This window comes from Gardnerella sp. 30-4 (assembly GCF_001641215.1).
GTDB lineage: Bacteria > Actinomycetota > Actinomycetes > Actinomycetales > Bifidobacteriaceae > Bifidobacterium > Bifidobacterium leopoldii.
The window spans coordinates 1-17605 of sequence record NZ_LXJL01000029.1 but is presented as its reverse complement, the minus strand read 5'-3'; the positions used below and the strand labels follow the sequence as shown (position 1 = coordinate 17605).

Annotated in this window: 14 protein-coding genes; 3 read left to right on the top strand and 11 right to left on the bottom strand. The window is 45.4% G+C overall.

Annotation, left to right across the window (positions count from 1 at the left end):
- Positions 1-68: 68 nt before the first annotated feature.
- From mltG to A5294_RS02485, 11 genes are all read right to left on the bottom strand, one after another.
- The gene (mltG, locus tag A5294_RS02535) at positions 69-1250 is read right to left on the bottom strand and encodes an endolytic transglycosylase MltG (protein WP_064340386.1); all 1182 of its coding nucleotides are present in this window, start codon (positions 1248-1250) and stop codon (positions 69-71) included.
- A 45-nt stretch (positions 1251-1295) separates the two neighbouring features.
- Positions 1296-1760 carry a Holliday junction resolvase RuvX gene (gene ruvX / locus A5294_RS02530; RefSeq protein WP_004119274.1) on the bottom strand — a complete coding sequence of 155 codons (465 nt, stop codon included), beginning with the start codon at positions 1758-1760 and terminating at the stop codon, positions 1296-1298.
- 53 nt (positions 1761-1813) lie between these two features.
- Positions 1814-4498, bottom strand: a complete 2685-nt coding sequence (gene alaS / locus A5294_RS02525) for an alanine--tRNA ligase (protein ID WP_064340385.1) — start codon at positions 4496-4498, stop codon at positions 1814-1816.
- A gap of 211 nt (positions 4499-4709) precedes the next feature.
- A complete protein-coding gene (locus A5294_RS02520) occupies positions 4710-4955 on the bottom strand; it encodes a hypothetical protein (protein WP_004105270.1) in 246 nt (81 codons plus the stop codon).
- Positions 4955-5401 (bottom strand): DUF948 domain-containing protein, encoded by a 447-nt coding sequence (locus A5294_RS02515; RefSeq protein WP_004105272.1) that lies wholly within the window; start codon positions 5399-5401, stop codon positions 4955-4957. Before A5294_RS02515 ends, A5294_RS02520 begins: the two co-directional genes overlap by 1 nt.
- A 147-nt stretch (positions 5402-5548) precedes the next feature.
- On the bottom strand, positions 5549-6223 hold the full coding sequence (locus tag A5294_RS02510; protein ID WP_064340384.1) for a histidine phosphatase family protein: 675 nt from the start codon (positions 6221-6223) through the stop codon (positions 5549-5551).
- 192 nt (positions 6224-6415) lie between these two features.
- Positions 6416-7042, bottom strand: a complete 627-nt coding sequence (gene rpsD / locus A5294_RS02505; protein WP_004105277.1) for a 30S ribosomal protein S4 — start codon at positions 7040-7042, stop codon at positions 6416-6418.
- 435 nt (positions 7043-7477) lie between these two features.
- The gene (locus tag A5294_RS02500) at positions 7478-8260 is read right to left on the bottom strand and encodes an ABC transporter ATP-binding protein (protein ID WP_064340383.1); all 783 of its coding nucleotides are present in this window, start codon (positions 8258-8260) and stop codon (positions 7478-7480) included.
- Between the two features lie 2 nt (positions 8261-8262).
- Positions 8263-9474 carry an FtsX-like permease family protein gene (locus A5294_RS02495; protein ID WP_064340382.1) on the bottom strand — a complete coding sequence of 404 codons (1212 nt, stop codon included), beginning with the start codon at positions 9472-9474 and terminating at the stop codon, positions 8263-8265.
- Positions 9475-9512: 38 nt separating this feature from the next.
- Positions 9513-9926 (bottom strand): DUF4418 family protein, encoded by a 414-nt coding sequence (locus A5294_RS02490; protein ID WP_064340381.1) that lies wholly within the window; start codon positions 9924-9926, stop codon positions 9513-9515.
- Between the two features lie 142 nt (positions 9927-10068).
- The gene (locus A5294_RS02485; protein WP_064340380.1) at positions 10069-13008 is read right to left on the bottom strand and encodes an ATP-dependent helicase; all 2940 of its coding nucleotides are present in this window, start codon (positions 13006-13008) and stop codon (positions 10069-10071) included.
- Between the two features lie 188 nt (positions 13009-13196).
- Here A5294_RS02485 and A5294_RS02480 point away from each other — a divergent pair, with 188 nt between their 5' ends.
- The 3 genes from A5294_RS02480 (at position 13197) to A5294_RS02470 (ending at position 17602) form a co-directional block, all read left to right on the top strand.
- Complete coding sequence (locus A5294_RS02480) at positions 13197-13778, top strand: xanthine phosphoribosyltransferase (RefSeq protein WP_004110321.1); 582 nt, start codon at positions 13197-13199, stop codon at positions 13776-13778.
- 1076 nt (positions 13779-14854) lie between these two features.
- Positions 14855-16132 carry an acetyl-CoA C-acyltransferase gene (locus A5294_RS02475; protein WP_064340379.1) on the top strand — a complete coding sequence of 426 codons (1278 nt, stop codon included), beginning with the start codon at positions 14855-14857 and terminating at the stop codon, positions 16130-16132.
- An 87-nt stretch (positions 16133-16219) separates the two neighbouring features.
- Positions 16220-17602, top strand: a complete 1383-nt coding sequence (locus tag A5294_RS02470; protein WP_064340378.1) for a hydroxymethylglutaryl-CoA reductase, degradative — start codon at positions 16220-16222, stop codon at positions 17600-17602.
- Positions 17603-17605: the final 3 nt, after the last annotated feature.

Below are 17605 nucleotides of genomic sequence, written 5' to 3'. Positions count from 1 at the left end.
AGGACGGGAACTTGCGAGGAGAGAAATCCCCCAAAACTCACGCCACAGCAAACAAAAATAAGCTTAGTTTAGTTGCCTTCGGGATTATTGCGCTTGTACTCGTCGCGGAATTTCAAAAAGTCGTCTTTGTTATCCGCAAACTTCGTTTCACCAGTCTTCAAATTCGTAGTGACGAAGTAAAGCCATGGACCATCTTGAGGCTTAATGGTTGCAAGCAACGCGCTGTCGCCAGCAATGCCAATAGGCGTAGGGGTCAAACCCTTATGAATACGTGTATTATACGGATTATTTGCATCGTCAAGCATTGCTTGCGTGAGTTTAATAGGTTTTACTCCTGCGCCGTAACCAACAGTAGAATCCATTCCTAACGGCATATCTTTTGCCAAACGGTTCAGTATTACGCGAATAACTTTGCCATAATATTCGCGATTATTCACTTCAGCTTCGGCAATAGACGCCATAATTAAGGCTTTTTCTCTATCTTTACCTTTAGGAATTCCAAGAGAATCAAGTTTTTCAATACGCTTTTTTATCATTGCGGAAAGAATAGCATCCGCACTTTTCATAGCTTTTACGTTATAAACTCCAGGCTCTAGCCAGCCTTCAACGCTACCGTTTGCTTCAGCAGGCAGAATTCCTGCGGCGCCATCAGCTAACGCAGCCTTGAATTTATCTAAACTTATTCCAGATAATGTTGAAGCTTTTTGCAAAACGTCTGCTGCGTGATCCCCTGCACGAACATCAAGGAATCCGCCTGCTTTTGTTTGATCTGAAAGAATATCAACTACATCAATAGCAGCCATATGTTTTTTCAGTGAGTAAACGCCAGGATACAAAATTTTATTATTTGCAGAAACAGCTGAAGTGAATGCAGCTTGCGATTTAACAACATTCGCTTTCACTAGTTTTTCAGCAACTGTAATAGCGCCTTCGCCAGTATCGACTGTAAACTCAACAGATCCATAACCAGGACCCGACCAATCTGCAACAGCTTCACTGTTCTGAGACAAACGCCACGCACGCACAGCACTGTATCCAACGTAACCAACAACACATAGCACGAACACAATCAATATAGCTAAAACTGCTTTTGCTCGACGTTTACGCTTCTTTGCAGCAAGACGCGCTTTTGCTCGTTTGCGAGATTTTCCTGACGAATCTGAACCGTTAGAAGTAGACGATGAAGGAGAATCATCATGCTCAGTCCATTGTGCATGATTGTCAAAGAACTCATCAAAACTATCAGACATTTGACACTCCTCTTCTACTTTCTAACTTTTGTTCATTTACTTTTACTAGTTTTGTTGCGCATATTTTGAATCGAGAGCAGACTGCAAAATCAACACTGCCGACTGCTGATCCACCATTGGGCGATGCTTTTTAGTAGAAAGATCTGCTTGCAAAAGCTGACGATGAGCACTTACTGTTGTCAAACGCTCATCTTTCCAAACTACTTCTGGCATATAATCCAATGCCCAATCTTTTTCATCATGCAATATTTGCATGCGTTTTATTAGATTCTTCCCCCAGCGCAGAGCTTTTTTAGCAGATTTTCCTTCAGTGCCATCGAGTTGCAAAGGCAAGCCTATAACAACTTTTTCTACATTGTTATCTTCAATAACTTCAAGCACTTCATCTATAGCACGGAAGGAATCTCCAAACACTTGCACATTACCAATAGGATGTGCAAAGGTGAGACCAGGGTCGGAAAGTGCAAGTCCGACCCTTGCGTCACCTAAATCAATACCTAACCACACCATATTTCGTGTTGCTTTTGGTATGATTCGTAAATTTTTAAGCTGTAAGACACGCACTAGGCGAGCTTAGCTACTTCTGATTTCGCAGCTTCGAGAGCTTCATCAATCTTAGAAGCGTCTGTACCACCGCCCTGAGCGAAGTCTGGCTTGCCGCCACCGCCGCCACCAAGCACCTTGGAAGCAGTACGCACCAAGTCGCCAGCCTTAGCACCAAGACCGCGAGCAGCTTCGTTTGTAGCGACTGCGATCATTGGACGATCGTCCTCATTAACACCAGCAAGTGCAACAACCACTGGAGCATCTTCACCTAAACGAGCGCGAATATCTAGAACTGTCTTACGCAAAGCATCGAATGAGCCAAAGTTGCCAACATTCTTAAGAGCCAACTTAACTTTTTCGTTACTATTCTTTGCTTCATCAACTAATGTTGGTACAGCTTCATTTAATTGAGCTTCGTAAACAGATGCAAGCTTACGATCAGAATCCTTCATCTTGTTAAGCAAAGATTCCAAACGTTCAGCTAACTCGTCTGGACGAGCGTTAACCATGTCTGCTAATTGCGCAACCAAAGTGTGTTCACGAGCGCCATACTCGTACGCAGCTTCACCGCAAAGAGCGTCGATTCTGCGCACACCAGAGCCAATAGAAGACTCGGAAAGAATAGTTACCATACCAATCTTTCCAGTGCTCTTAGCGTGAGTACCGCCACAAAGCTCACGGCTCCAACCGTCGCCGATTTCAACAACGCGCACAACATCGCCGTACTTTTCGCCGAACAAGTGCATTGCTCCAAGCTTAAAAGCGTCGTCGATTGGCATTTCCTTAGGAACTACCTGCAAATCGTCACGAATACGCTCATTTACGCGAGCTTCAACGCGAGAAAGCGCATCTTTATCGACAGCCTTTGGCCACTGGAAGTCGAAGCGCAAACGATCTGGATCAACTACAGAACCACGCTGAGTAGCCTGTGGACCAAGCTCTTCGCGCAAAGCCTTGTGAAGAGTGTGAGTAGCGGTGTGAGAACGCGCCAACGCAGCCCTGCGAACCTGATCAATATTCGTGTTTACAGGAGAACCAACGCTCAAAGTACCTTCAGTAAGTCGGCAGCTGTGAACAATCAAATCCTTGATTGGACGCTGAACATCGTCGACTTCCAAAATTGCGCCGTCGTCGGAAATAATCTCACCTTGATCTGCAATCTGACCGCCGCGCTCAGCATAGAATGGCGTGCGATCGAGAATAATCTCAACGTTTGCAGGAGCTGTGACGCTTTTAACAGAACCCTTGCCTGCTTCAACAATTGCCAAAACGTTTGAACGACTTGAGAAGTCGGTGTAACCGAGGAAGTCGATTGGCTTTTCGAGCGACTTCTTAATATCGTCGTAAACGCTAACGTCCACATTGTGACGCTTCTTCAAAGCGTCAGCGCGAGCGCGACCTTTCTGCTCGCTCATAAGATCGCGGAACTTAGCTTCGTCGACCTTAACACCCTGCTCGGCTGCCATCTCAAGAGTAAGCTCAATTGGGAAGCCGTAAGTATCGTGCAAAGTAAACGCGTCAGAGCCGCCAACCATAGGGTCATCCTTGTGCTCTTTCTTAGCTTTTTCAACAGCCAAGTCGAGAATAGTTGTGCCCTTTTCAAGAGTGCGACGGAAAGCGTCCTCTTCACCGTAAGCCGCTTCGCTAACCTCGTGGAAAGTATCGTTAAGCTCTGGATAGCTTGGCTCCATAGCAGACTTAGAAACTGGGAACAAGGTTGGTAAAACTGGATCTTGCACACCAAGCATACGCATTGCGCGAACAGTTCTGCGAAGAAGACGACGAAGCACATAGCCGCGGCCAACATTACTTGGGCGCACGCCATCACTCATAATCATCAAAGCGGAACGCACGTGATCTGCTACAACGCGGAAACGCACGTCAGCATCATTATTATCGCCGTACTTTACGCCGCTAAGCTTTTCTGCAGCTTCAATAACTGGGTAAACTTCGTCAGTTTCGTAAATATTTTCCTTACCTTGCATAAGGTAAGCCAAACGCTCCAAACCAGCGCCAGTATCAATATTCTTTTGATCGAGTTCGCCAGCAATATGCAAATCAGTCTTAGATTTGACGTTATCTACCTGGTAATTTTCGAAAACCAAATCCCAAATCTCAATAAAGCGAGATTCGTCAGCAGCTGGGCCTCCGTCGCGACCATACTTAGGACCGCGATCCACGTAGATTTCGGAGCATGGGCCGCCAGGACCAGGACCGCCGGTAGTCCAGAAGTTATCTTCCATACCGAAAACTTGCATATGCTCTGGGTCGAAGCCTTCGTTCTTCCAAATTGCGCGGGCTTCATCGTCGTCAGTATAAGTAGTAACCCAAAGCTTTTCAGGGTCAAAACCGTAGCCGCCCTTATCTTGAGGACTAGTTAAAAGCTCCCAAGCGTAGTGAATAGCTTCTTCCTTAAAATAATCGCCAAACGAGAAGTTACCAACCATCTGGAAGAAGGTGCCGTGACGAGTAGTCTTACCAACTTCGTCAATATCTAGAGTGCGAACGCACTTCTGATTCGAAGCCATACGACGCGAAGGAGGCGTCTGCTCTCCGAGCAAGTAAGGAATAAACGGCACCATGCCTGCGATAGTAAATAACGTAGTTGGGTTCGGCGAAATAAGAGAAGCCGAAGGAACAACCATATGACCATTCTTAGCAAAATAGTCAAGATAACGCTTTGCAATTTCTGCTGTGCGCATACGTACGAACTCCTTGTGTAATTTTTAGCAAGACCCACGCAAACCGTCACAAATAACTGTCATAAACAAAAGCCACATGCAACGCTCACACGAAATCGTGCCGCATGACGCACGACGCAATCATGCAAACATTCAATATAGTACTTCAATACTTAACTTAACTTAACTAAACTTAGCAAAGTAACGAAATTATGAAAAACTCGTTTTTTATTTAAAATTCCCTATTTCTACGATTAGCATAACGAGAATTAAGCTCAGCTTCATGCTCTTTACGGCTAGTATTGAAATCTTTAAACAATCCCATTACTGTGCGCAATGTGATATTTTTCGGTTCCTCATCAAATATAAAACGACTAGCAGAAGACGGCATTTTTGCTTTAACATATGCACGAGCCTTCGTAACTGTAAGAACACCAATTACAATGCCAACAAACATCCAAAATAAACGCTTGAACATTACTCCCCCCTGCTTGCATTATTAGTTGCATTCTTGTCAGAGGATTCTTTTGAAGCGTTACGATTGGCACTATTCTTGTCTGTTGGCACAGTCGGCTTATTGAAGAAAGAAGAAACAGTATCTTTTAGAGCGTAACCGGCAGCTGCAATTTTTACGAGCGGTTTTCCAAGGAAAGCACCATACAAATCTGTTAGAGCACTAATATTTGTAACGGTTGTGCGAGTAGCTCCTGAAACAGCGTTTACGTCGTCAAGAGTCTTATTAACTTGCTTAATAGTTGTAACAGACTCATCGATTGCCGGCATCGCATGCTCACCCGACTCTTTAATTGTTTTCGCAATCTGATCAAACAATCTGCCTAATCTGATTAACGGATAAATCAAAAAGCCAGAAAGCACGGCAAACGCAATCGCAGCAATAAGAGCAGCTATGTCTCCAACGCTCATCGTAACCTCTTTCTATACCATTTTGCCTAAGATTTCGCAGTATCAAAAGCCATACAACAGCAAATCAAACTACGTATTAAAACCCTTCGCAATGACTTAAGATTAACGAACGGTAAAGACGCATATAACAAAGTTAAACAGTAGAATCTACTCGTTATAGCCTCGAATAGTAATGGCATTATCAATAGGTTTGGTAGTGTCAAAATCAAGTCTGGTTACGCTTCCGTTTTGAGGACGTTCGCTTAAATCGTAGCCTGCAGGCGCAAAACGGTGCATAAGACTTAGCAGAGTGTTGCCATGCGAAATTTGCAAAATATTATCTCCATCGTTAAGCAAAGAATTTGAAGCAATTAACGCAAAACCTTCTTCTACGCGAGTCCAATATTCGATATCTGATTCGGCATCGTGAAAAGGATCCGCTTCTTTAAGCATGTCACGCGTGGCTGCAAGCCCAAATTTTTCAACGATTTCGTTATAAGTGTGCGCTCCGTGAGGCGCTCCTGCAGCCCACCAAGCCATTTGCATATCTTGACCTTCAAAATAGCCGTAGCATTGCTCGCGAAAATGCATATCGCTTATAAGCGTCGGGCGCACGTTACCGGCAGCTTCATTTGCATCGAGAATACGTTGTGCTGTGATTTGCGCGCGAGTAGTATCCGAACAGTAAGCTGCAGCAAAAGCAATATTTTCTAGCTTTTTTGCAGCCGTGTCCGCATCTTTCAAACCTTTTTCAGTAAGCGGAGAATTTGACCAGCCTTGCAGTCGATTATAGCGATTAAATAGCGTCTGTCCGTGACGCACTAAATAAAGATGCAGCAACATAGCTCCATTATTGCACTAAGCGGTACATAACTGTCGAAAACACCAAACCATTTGGTGAAATAAACAAAATTCGCAACGAAACTGTCGAAAACACCAAACCAACCGATGAAATCGACAAAAACGCATTGACCCCTGCCACGCGAACGCGCAACAGGGGTCAAGCGGTATGTCCTTAAGAATTAAATCGGCGAATTAACGAGCGTAGTATTCGACGACGTACTGAATGTTGACTTCAACTGGAATCTGATCGACTTCCGGCTTACGAGTCAAAGTAGCCTTCAAAGAGGCAAGATTCACATCGAGGTAACCAGGAACTGCTGGCAAAACGTCGCGATGAACGCCTTCTGCAGCCATCTGGAATGGAACCATGGTCTGGCTCTTGGCACGAACCTGAATGGTCTGACCTGGCTTCACACGGTAAGATGGGCGATCAACAAGATTGCCATCAACCAAAATATGACGATGTACAACAAACTGACGAGCCTGGGCGGTGGTGCGAGCAAAGCCTGCGCGCAAAACCAAAGCATCAAGACGAGTTTCCAAATCGGTGAGCATTGCGTCACCGGTCTGGCCTGCAGTGTGCGTACCCTTCTCGTAAGCAGCACGAAGCTGCTTCTCGGAGATACCGTACTGAGCGCGAAGACGCTGCTTCTCGCGAAGACGTACTGCGTAATCGGACTCGGTGCGACGACGAGTGCGACCGTGCTCACCTGGAGCATATGGACGCTTCTCGAAGATACGCTGAGCCTTTGGGGTCAAAGCGATGCCGAGGGCGCGAGAAAGACGCACCTGACGGCGAGAACGCTGAATATTAGTCATAACTAATCCTTTAATTCTGTCGTTATCTGAACGGAACGTGAACCAAGTTTTTAGTCGATTGCAAAATCGCCTAAAAATTACTCACGCTGAGCCGGCCTCTCCAGTGCTTCTTCGTGCTAACACACGAACGTGCAAGTATTAAAACGTTGAAATAACGCCATAACTACCGCGCGCCGACCCACTGATGGGCTAAGGCTCCAGATGATGCTTACACAAAATAGGCATCGTTTCTGATTCTACACACCCGTAAGAATAATTGTTGATATTTTCGTACTGAGCGCGAAACTCACGTTGTAAGTTCCCCGGCAAATGTTCCACAAACCAGCCAAAACGCTCGCGCGAGTAACGCGCTCGCTTGCGAAACTCGCGTTGGAAGTCCACTGGACTTCCAACTTTAGCGAGTTTCCGGATTGAAGTGCCTTCGCGCGCTACGCTTCAAGCGCTCCGGCAAGTCAATCCGCAATCCATTGTGTATGTGCGATCCGCACAGCGAGCAGCCTCAACATCGTGAGTTACCATGAGCACTGCCACACCATTTTTTGCAGCCTCGCGCAACATTTTCACCACTATGCGAGTATGCTCTAAATCCAAATCGCCAGTAGGCTCGTCAAGAATAAGAAGCTTCGGATTGTTTATCAGCGCGCGCACAATCATTACGCGACGCATTTCACCACCCGAAAGCTCACTTGGGTAGCACCACAGTAAATCTTCAATATGCAATTGCTTGCAAAGTTCTAACGCGCGAGTCTCGTTTGAATCTTCGCTTACTTCAGACTTACTTTCAGCAGACTTACTTTCAGCAGACTTACTTACTTCACAAGCATTAGCTGCAATTTGCACAGGTAAAAGTATGTTGTCATGCACAGTAAGATTTTGCAAAAGCGTCTGCGATTGCGTCACAAAACCTATATCACATGCGCGCAAACGAGACATCTTGACATCACTAAAAGTGCGTTCAGAAATCTCTTCGCCGCAAACTTTTACACTTCCATGCGTTGGCTTCAATAACCCAGCAATCAAATTTAGTAAAGTAGATTTTCCGTTACCTGACTTTCCAACGATTGCCACAAAATCGCCGCTATTTAGCGCAAAACTCACGTTATTTACTGCAAAAAATTTGTGCTTTCTGCGCATAAATTCGCGAGTTACACGAGTAAGTTCAACAACAGGTAAACTATCAAACTCATTACTTGGCAGTTTTTGACTCTTATCTTCCATACTTACTCACCTGACCTAAGTGTCAAATACGTTTCGCGCATAGCAATACGCAATGTAGTAAGCGCTGAAGCTACAACAACTGCAACAAGCGCAAGTAGCACAGACGCTAACATAAGCACTGCTACTGGTAGAGCAGTCACTTCCAAATACGGAAGCTGCAATTGTTCAGAAATAAGAGAACTGTAAGGGAACAATATAAGACTTGCAGACGCAACACCCAATACGCCACCAACTAAGCCAAGTATCGTAGATTCTCTAACTACAACACCTAAAAGCATATTTCTTGTTGTGCCAAGTATGCGAAGAGAAGCAAACTCTTTTTTACGCTCGTTTACAGATGTTGAAAACACTGCAACTAAAACTAGCAATCCAACTAGCCAGCACGCAGCAATTATAAAAGTCAACGTGCGAGTAAAAACACCAAGATTAGCTTGCGTAGTTGCTGTAATTCCGCCCGGAAAAACTATGCCAATGCTTGAAAGACCAGTTGTTTTGCGGATATTTTTTGCAACTTCTTTCGCGCTGTAACCTTTTTGTACTTTTACAAGAACTGCAGAAACTGCTTTTTTGGCATATTCCTTTGGAATAGCGGTATGCCCTACTTTCGTCGAATACTCAACTACTTGCGGCACACTTTCGCGTCGCACAAACACTGAATTATCAATGCTTGTGCCGGTTTTTGCAAGCTGCGCAGCTACAGGCCATTGGTGTCCAAAAAGACGAACAGTATTCATGTAAGACACGATTACATTTGCGCCAGCAATCATCTCGCCTTTTTGCAACTTCTGCTTATGTTGAGAATAAATCCAAGGACCTATAACAAAATCAGAATCGGGATCAAAACCAATAATTTGTAATTTTTCAGCGCAACATCCTGCAGAAAGCGAAGAAATATACGTTTGTGCACTCGCCTTTTGCACACCCGGAGAGCGTCTTACTAAATTCTCAATATTGTTAGTGAAATAAAAAGTGCTTGAACCACTGTTTGTAAGCAGCGCTTCTGCTTTAGTATGCGTACCTTGAGGGATAACCATAATATCGGCTCCCATGCGTTCTCGCATACTGTTCAAGCCGCGTTCAAGATTCATAGAAATCAGCGAGCCGCCGAAAAATATTGCAGACAAGCACGCAGATACAACAATAAGTGCAGCCGTGCGCAATGGCTTGCGTTTAAGATTTTCCAGCGGCAATCGCTTTAGCGTAATAGTGCGCATAATTTTGCTTTGTTAAGCTTTTCGAACTATTTGAACTATTAATTTTCTTTATTATCCAAATACACGGAAACAGCTGCGAACACTAATGCGAGCACAGACAGAACAATCAGTGTTGGACGCATAACCGATGCACAGTGCATCATTGGGCTCTTGCACACGCCAATAAGGAATGTTGTAACAGCGAGCATAAGCAAAGCGTTCACAACTACAGCAATATTTAAACCAATGCGAACATTTTCTTTAACAAATAGCGCAATAATTCCAAGTACTGCAATAACTAAGCCAATTCCAACAGCTGCACGACCTGTGTAGTAGCATGCCATAGGTTGCATCATCATATGCATTTTTTGCATGCCTCCGGTTGAGCATGGCTTTGCAAACGTCAATGGTGCAACGGCAATAAGCAAACCGAAAATAATTGCAGGAATTGATGCGAATAATTTGTTTTTCATAATTTATACCTCATGAAATGTATGTTTTTATTTTTTAGTGTCACATTTTCGTTAATGCAACACGCTTCTCAGCGCTCACACCAGCAAACGCCACGTCCTTGTTAAAAATTTATCTTACATTAAAGTGCATAAATAAAAGATTTTACAATTTTTCGATTGGTGCAACTCTAAGCATTAGTCGCTTTACTCCATCGGAGCCGAAATCGACTGTAATAATTGAGTTTCTGCCCTTATCTTGCGTTGCTAACACGGTTCCTAAGCCGTAAGTATCGTGAGTAATTTTGTCGCCAACTTGGAAGTCTTGAATATTTAGATGATTGTCTTTATTCATAACTGCAGAAGTTGAACCAACTTTTGTTGCGCTTGTTGAAGTCGCAGTTTTTGCAGTAACTTTGCGCGTTTTTACTGCACTTGACTTAGACCAATTCGATTTAGAATAAGACGAGCCGTAAGACGAGCCATAAGAAGATCCGTAAGACTTGCTATAAGACTTTCCGTAAGAAGAGCCGTAAGACTTAGAGCCATACGATTTATTTCTTCCGTAAGACTTAGAGCCATGCGACTTTTCAGAACCGTAACTGCTTCCACCATAAGTTGTTTTTTCACTAAACGCATCGCTATAATCGTCATCCCAGCCACCGAAATCGCCACCGAAATCACTATCAAAATCGCTATCGAAATCATCGCCGCGTCTAGACGAAGCGCCCCAACGCTCAACATCAGACTCTCTGCGCTTCCAATCAATCAAATTATCTGGAATCTCATCCAAAAACTGGCTTGGAAGCATATCTTGAGCCTGCCCCCATTGCGCACGAACAGCAGCACGAGTAACATACAAACGCTGCTTAGCTCGAGTAATACCAACATAAGCAAGACGACGCTCCTCGCAAAGCTCGCCATCGTCTTCCAAAGCGCGAGAATGCGGAAAAGTTCCCTGCTCCATGCCAGTTAGGAACACAACCGGATACTCCAAGCCCTTAGCTGTGTGAAGCGTCATCAACGTAACTTTACCAGTGTCCTCATTTTCATCCGGCAATTGATCCGAATCAGCCACAAGCGCCGTCGTTTCAAGGAATCCAGCAACACTAGCATCCGGCGTATTCTGCTCATACTCAGCTGCAACCGACTGCAATTGCGACAAATTATCCACGCGAGCGGCATCTTGAGGATCTTCAGAACGTTGCAAATCCTCCAGCAAACCACTGTCGTTCAGTATGCTGTCAATAACTTTAGAAGGTTTCGAGTCATCGTTTTGCATACAAGTAATTAAATTGTGCATAAGCTCGCGGAACTCTTTAAGCTTGGTTGCAGTGCGAGTTGGCATGCCTTCGATTGACTCCAAATGCTCCAAAGCTTGCCAGAAGCTAACTCCTTGTGTTTGAGCGTAAAGCGTTAGCAAAGCCTCCGCACGCGCTCCAAGCCCACGCTTAGGCACATTCAAAATTCGGCGCATATTCACATCGTCATCCGGGTTTGCCATAGATTGCAAGTATGCGAGCGCATCCTTTACTTCACGTCGCTCGTAAAACTTTGTGCCGCCAACAAGTTGATACGGAAGACCTGCTTTAACGAGCGCATCTTCTAGCGAACGAGACTGTGCATTAGCGCGATACATAATCGCCATATCCGAATAAGCAACACCCTCCTCACCTGCTAATCGCGCTATTTCTTGCGCAACCCAAGCTGCTTCCTGTTGAGCGCTGTCTGCTGCATAACCGGTAATTGGAGCGCCCTTACCTAATGCAGTCCACAATTTTTTAGGCTTTCGTCCTTGATTATGCGAAATAACTGCGTTTGCAGCATCCAAAATAGTTTGCGTAGAGCGATAATTTTGCTCAAGCATAATAGTTGTAGCGTTTGGAAAATCTTTTTCAAAGTCTTGAATATTGCGAATATCTGCTCCGCGAAAAGCGTAAATCGACTGGTCGGAGTCGCCTACAACTGTGATTGATGCAGGAGTGCTATTTTGCTGAGATGCATTTGCGTTATTTTGCTTTACACACGCACTATTTTGTTTTACATCCACTCCTGCAAGCTCGCGAATAAGCTCGTATTGAGCGTGATTCGTATCCTGGTACTCGTCTACGAGAATATAGCGGAACTTATGACGGTAATATTGCGCAGCTTCTGGTACTTCGCGCATGAGTTGCACAGTTCGCATAATTAAATCGTCAAAATCAACCGCATTTGCTTGAGATAAACGATGCTGATATTCCGCATAAATAGTTGCGTAAACGGCTTCAGAATTGCCAGCGTGCGCAATTTGTTGACCTGCAACACCCGGCTTGTAATCGTTAGCATACATGTCTAGTTGCTCACGCCAAGTGATTAAACTATTTTTGCAATCCGAAATCTTGCCCAAAATGCTGCGTGGCGTAAAACGCTTAATATCAACGTTAAGCTCTGTTGCAATAATTTTTACTAATCGCTCGCAATCGGAAGTATCGTAAATAGAAAAGCCTGATTTTAAGCCAATATACTGTCCTGATCTGCGAAGTATTTTCACACATGCAGAATGGAACGTCGAAACCCACATAGTATTTGCTTCGCTGCCAATAAGATTGCTTAAACGTTCACGCATTTCGGCAGCTGCTTTGTTTGTAAAAGTGATAGCAAGAATTTGGCTTGACCAGGCACCTTTTTGGCTTAATATCCAAGCTATTCTTCGCGTAAGAACTCGCGTTTTGCCACTTCCAGCTCCTGCTCCAATAAGCAGTGCCGGTCCGTCGTATTGGACTGCTTGAGATTGTTGCGGATTTAAGCCGTCGAGTAGTTTTTGCGCGTCAACTGCAACTCTAGAATGTGCAGAATTTTGGGAATATTCTTGAGATTCTTGAGGAGGCACTGATTCTTGATCAGACGCATATTCTTGCTGCGTAAAATCAGGCTCTTTAGCGTAAGCGTCAGCATACTCGTCGTAACTGTAGTTGGCATAATCATTCGCATCCGCAACATTCTCGTAAAAATGATTGTCAGAATCGAACGAATCAACTGGATTCCCCAACAAATCACTTACATATCCATAATCGCTATCTTTTGCACTCATATTTGCATTCATACTTGCGCCCATACTTACGCTCATACTTGTACTCCATTGATGCTGCCAATTACCTACGTTTTAGCTTCAGCAATAAAACGCCCCCACGTTTTAATTGCGCACGTATCTAATCAGGTTTACCACATGCTGCAGTCGTTTTTACTCGTATTGTGTCACGAACGTGGGTATGCTTGAGCGTACTGCAAGTAATTGTTCGTAAGAAGGGGCGCATCGTGCAAGAATTGGAAGAACGCATTCTCCAAGATGGTATCGTAAAACCAGGCAATGTATTAAAAGTAGACGCTTTTTTGAACCACCAGTGCGATGTGAATTTATTTGATCATATGGGAGCCGCTTGGGCTGAGCATTTCCGCGACGCAAATATTACTAAGATTCTTACGATTGAGGCTTCTGGTATTGGAATCGCATGTGTTGCAGCACGCCATTTTGGTGGAGTTCCTGTGGTTTTTGCAAAGAAAGCTCAGTCAATTAATCTCGATGGCGACCAATACGTATCTACGGTATTTTCTTTTACAAAGCAGCGCGAGTTTCCGGTGATTGTGTCACGTAAGTATTTAAGTGCGGAAGATCGCGTGCTTATTTTGGATGATTTTTTGGCGAACGGCAAAGCTCTACAAGGATTAATCGACATTTGCAATCATGCTGGAGCTAGCGTTGCAGGCATTGGAATCGCTATCGAAAAGGGCTTCCAAGGTGGTGGAGATGCGCTTCGTGAAGCCGGATATGATTTGGATTCGCTGGCGATTGTTGACGCGATGGATCCTGTTGATGGGTCGATTTCGTTCCGTAAGTAGCGCTCCGACCTGCTTTCGCGCTTAGAACGTAGCACGCGAAAGCAATTCGGAGCGTGAGCTTGCACGGAAAGTCCAGTGGACTTTCCGTGCAAGCTCAGCCGAACGGCGATTAGCCGTGAGGACAGCGCTCCGCTCTTGCTTGCCGTGGCGCGAGTTTGGGGGATTTCTCTCCTCGCGCGTCCCGTCCTTCAGTCGCCTTGACTGTTAAAGGCGTTTATTGTGTTCGCCTTTCTTTAAAGAATGTTGCTCCATCAGTCCTCTTTTAGCGCTCGTAGAGAAATCCCCCAAACTCTGCGTGCTAACCATTAATAACCTCGTTTTATCGCAGAGATTTTTCGATTTTTCTTCTTCCCTTGGCGAATCAGCAGCCTGCGGCTCTGACGTTCGCCGCGCTCAGTGCGAAAAATCTCAAATCTCACCGCACGAATATTTGTTCCGACCAAGCAACACCCACCCTTCACTACTAGTAAAACCGCTAGTGTTTTGTGGTGTGGTAGGAGTGCCTGGTGTAGTGTGTGCAGCAGCGCAAAGCTAGTGTTCTTTAAGCAATAAATACTCAACGTCTGCAGAGCAATACTGTTAAAGTTCACTAAGCAACAAATAATCGCTGTTAGCAAAGCATTACTGCAAAGCTACAGACGCAACGTCTGCAGAGCACAGGCGCAAAGCTACAAAACCACTTTTCGCAGAAGCACTGGCGCAAAGCTTCAGGAGGTTTGGGAAAATACGACCCTTAATTTACACGAGCGCAAAGTTTATGCCAGATTCAGGCGCGTAGCCGACCATTACTTTACACGACTGTAAAGTTTCTGCCGCTATTTGGCGAGCAAACGACCGTTACTTTACAACGCTGTAAAATTTATGCCGCTTTCAGGCGCGTAGCCGACCGAAACTTCACACCGCTGTAAAGTTTATGTCGGATTCGGGTGAGCGAACTCACTGAAGCACGTTTAATTGTGAAGGAAACGAGAAAAATTTTTCGCAAATGGTAATTTTGTCGAAAAATACGATAAAGTAGTCCGGTTGGTATACTTCAACACGTATTGCAACAAACAATTGATTAGGTGGCTAAACATATGACTGATGTGGTGATTGCAAGCGCTGTACGTACGCCTATTGGCAAATTCGGCGGCAGCTTATCTTCGCTTTCCTCAGTTGATTTAGGAACAATCGCAGCAAAAGCAGCAATAGAACGCGCTGGAATTAGCTCACACGACGTGGATCAAGCTATTTTTGGAAACGTATTACAAGCAGGCAGCGGACAAAACGTTGCTCGCCAAATTGCGTTAAAAGCAGGCTTAGATACTTCTAGCTGCGCAATGACAATTAACGAAGTATGCGGATCCGGTTTAAAAGCAGTGCGTTTAGCACAATCCGCAATCGTTATGGGAGATGCGCAAGTTGTTGTTGCAGGCGGCACTGAAAGCATGAGCAACGTACCGTTTTACGCAACTAATTCGCGATTTAGCGGACACAAATACGGGAATTTTGCGCTTATTGACGGTTTGCAACGAGACGGCTTAAACGACGCTTTTACTGGCGACGCAATGGGCGTTACTGCAGAAAATGTTGCAGCAAAATTTGGTATCACTCGCGAAGCACAAGATATTTTTGCACTTAAATCTCACCAAAAAGCTGTTGCCGCTATTAAACGAGGCGATTTTGCTTCTGAAATTGTGCCAGTAACGCTTGCAAACGGAACTGTTATAACTCAAGACGAGCATCCTCGCGAAGATACGTCTTTAGAGCAGTTGTCGAAATTGCGCACGCTTTTTAAAGCATCGGAAGAAACTTCGGGCGCGACTTGCGAAGTTGGCAAGAACGAAATTAGCGAGAACGAAGTTTGCAAGCACGAAGTTTGCAAGCACGAATCGACTGTAACTGCCGGAAACGCAAGCGGAATTAACGACGGAGCTGCAGCTCTAGTGCTTATGAGCAAAGATTACGCGCAAGCGCACGGAATTGAATATCTTGCGCAAATTGTGGGATTCGCAGAAGGCGGAATCGACCCAGATTTAATGGGATATGCTCCAAAACATGTGATGGAACGCATGCTAAATGCGACCGGTAGCAGCGTTGACAACATTGACTTATTCGAAATAAACGAAGCGTTTGCAGCGCAAAGCATTGCCGTTTCGGAGCAACTTCATATTGACGAGTCAAAACTAAACGTACGCGGTGGAGCAATTGCACTCGGTCATCCGCTGGGCGCTAGCGGAGCTAGGATTTTGACGACGCTTATATACGCTTTGCGAGATAGCAATAAGTTAAATGGAGTTGCTGCGCTGTGCGTCGGCGGCGGAATCGGCGTTTCTATGCAAATTAGAATGCGAAACAATCAAGCCAAAATGTAAAACAATAAAGTCAGACTGCAAAACAACTAAGTCAGAATGCGAAGCGATCAGAAGCATTCGTAGTCTACAAATCATGAGGTGATTTCGATGACTGCTTTTCGCGAATTAAGCGTGGAAAATCGCATAAAAACCTTGCAAAATGAGGGCGCAATTAACGATGCTGATGCAACATTTTTGCTTAAACAGTTTGCGGAAAGTTCTGATACTACAATTCCTGCAGACGTTGCAAATCATATGATTGAGCATCAAATTGGAAAGTATACGCTGCCGGTTGGCGTTGTGCGTGGGCTGATTGTGAACGGCGAAATGCGGGACGTGCTGGTTGCAACCGAGGAGCCGTCCGTGATTGCAGCTGCGTGCAATGGGGCGCGAATTGCTGCGGGGACTGGCGCTGGATTTGACGCGGGGACTGACGTTGGATTTGACGCGGCGACTGACGTTGGATACGGAATTATTGCGCGTTCCCCACAATACGTGACTACAGCGCAAATAGCTTTTGAGGACGCAGACGGGAGCGTGGCGGCGCGCTTGCGCAGAATCGTTGAAGATAAAGAAAAGGTTGCAGAACTGTTGCGCATTGCAAACGAGTCACACCCATCAATGAGTAAAAGGGGTGGCGGCGCGCGAAAATGCCGCGCTTCAGCTTTGCACGGCTTCGCAAAGCTCGAGATTGACGTAGACACATGCGACGCAATGGGCGCCAACACAGTAAACACTATGGGCGAAGCCGTCAAAGCCCAGCTGGAGAGCTGGCTCGGTGTGCAGGCGCTAGTGGCAATACTCACAAACACCAGCCGCGTTGCCACCACAGCAGAAGTGCATATACCGGTTGAAGCACTGGCATCCAGGCGGCTGGAAGACTCTGAGCGAGAGAGCGAAGGAAAACGCCTTGCGCGCCGAATCGCGGCATTGAGCGCGCTTGCCGCCAGCGACCCTGCGCGCGCCGCCACGCACAACAAAGGAATCCTAAACGGAATCGCAGGAGCCGCGCTCGCGTCAGGAAATGATACGCGAGCGCTAGAATCGGCAGCACACGCGTGGGCGGCGCGCTCCGGTCGCTACCTACCACTGTCAAAGTGGAACACCGAAACTTTAAACGGAAAAACCATACTCCATGGCAGTATTGAAATTCCGCTACAGATCGGCATTGTTGGCGGCTCAATCTCATCGCTTCCAATGGCAAAACTCGCGATCAAAATCGGTAATTACAAAAACGCAAACGACTTTAGAAACACGCTTGCCGCGCTCGGTTTGGTGCAAAATCTTGCAGCTCTTCGCGCACTAGCAGGCCCTGGAATTCAAGCAGGTCATATGGCATTACAGTCTTCAAACCTAGCAATTGCAGCAGGTGCCAAAGGTGCGGAAATCACGGAAATCGCGCATGATATTTTGCAACTTAGCCCTGCAGAAAGAACTACAGAAAAAGTTACGCAATTACTTCAAAAGTTACGAGAATCAAGTAAAAATTAAGAA

What these genes read in the sequence shown, in the direction of transcription:
- mltG (WP_064340386.1), bottom strand. Translation starts at nt 1,250, where the DNA reads ATGTCTGATAGTTTTGATGAGTTCTTTGACAATCATGCACAATGGACT.
- ruvX (WP_004119274.1), bottom strand. Translation starts at nt 1,760, where the DNA reads ATGGTGTGGTTAGGTATTGATTTAGGTGACGCAAGGGTCGGACTTGCA.
- alaS (WP_064340385.1), bottom strand. Translation starts at nt 4,498, where the DNA reads ATGCGCACAGCAGAAATTGCAAAGCGTTATCTTGACTATTTTGCTAAG.
- A5294_RS02520 (WP_004105270.1), bottom strand. Translation starts at nt 4,955, where the DNA reads ATGTTCAAGCGTTTATTTTGGATGTTTGTTGGCATTGTAATTGGTGTT.
- A5294_RS02515 (WP_004105272.1), bottom strand. Translation starts at nt 5,401, where the DNA reads ATGAGCGTTGGAGACATAGCTGCTCTTATTGCTGCGATTGCGTTTGCC.
- A5294_RS02510 (WP_064340384.1), bottom strand. Translation starts at nt 6,223, where the DNA reads ATGTTGCTGCATCTTTATTTAGTGCGTCACGGACAGACGCTATTTAAT.
- rpsD (WP_004105277.1), bottom strand. Translation starts at nt 7,042, where the DNA reads ATGACTAATATTCAGCGTTCTCGCCGTCAGGTGCGTCTTTCTCGCGCC.
- A5294_RS02500 (WP_064340383.1), bottom strand. Translation starts at nt 8,260, where the DNA reads ATGGAAGATAAGAGTCAAAAACTGCCAAGTAATGAGTTTGATAGTTTA.
- A5294_RS02495 (WP_064340382.1), bottom strand. Translation starts at nt 9,474, where the DNA reads ATGCGCACTATTACGCTAAAGCGATTGCCGCTGGAAAATCTTAAACGC.
- A5294_RS02490 (WP_064340381.1), bottom strand. Translation starts at nt 9,926, where the DNA reads ATGAAAAACAAATTATTCGCATCAATTCCTGCAATTATTTTCGGTTTG.
- A5294_RS02485 (WP_064340380.1), bottom strand. Translation starts at nt 13,008, where the DNA reads ATGAGCGTAAGTATGGGCGCAAGTATGAATGCAAATATGAGTGCAAAA.
- A5294_RS02475 (WP_064340379.1), top strand. Translation starts at nt 14,855, where the DNA reads ATGACTGATGTGGTGATTGCAAGCGCTGTACGTACGCCTATTGGCAAA.
- A5294_RS02470 (WP_064340378.1), top strand. Translation starts at nt 16,220, where the DNA reads ATGACTGCTTTTCGCGAATTAAGCGTGGAAAATCGCATAAAAACCTTG.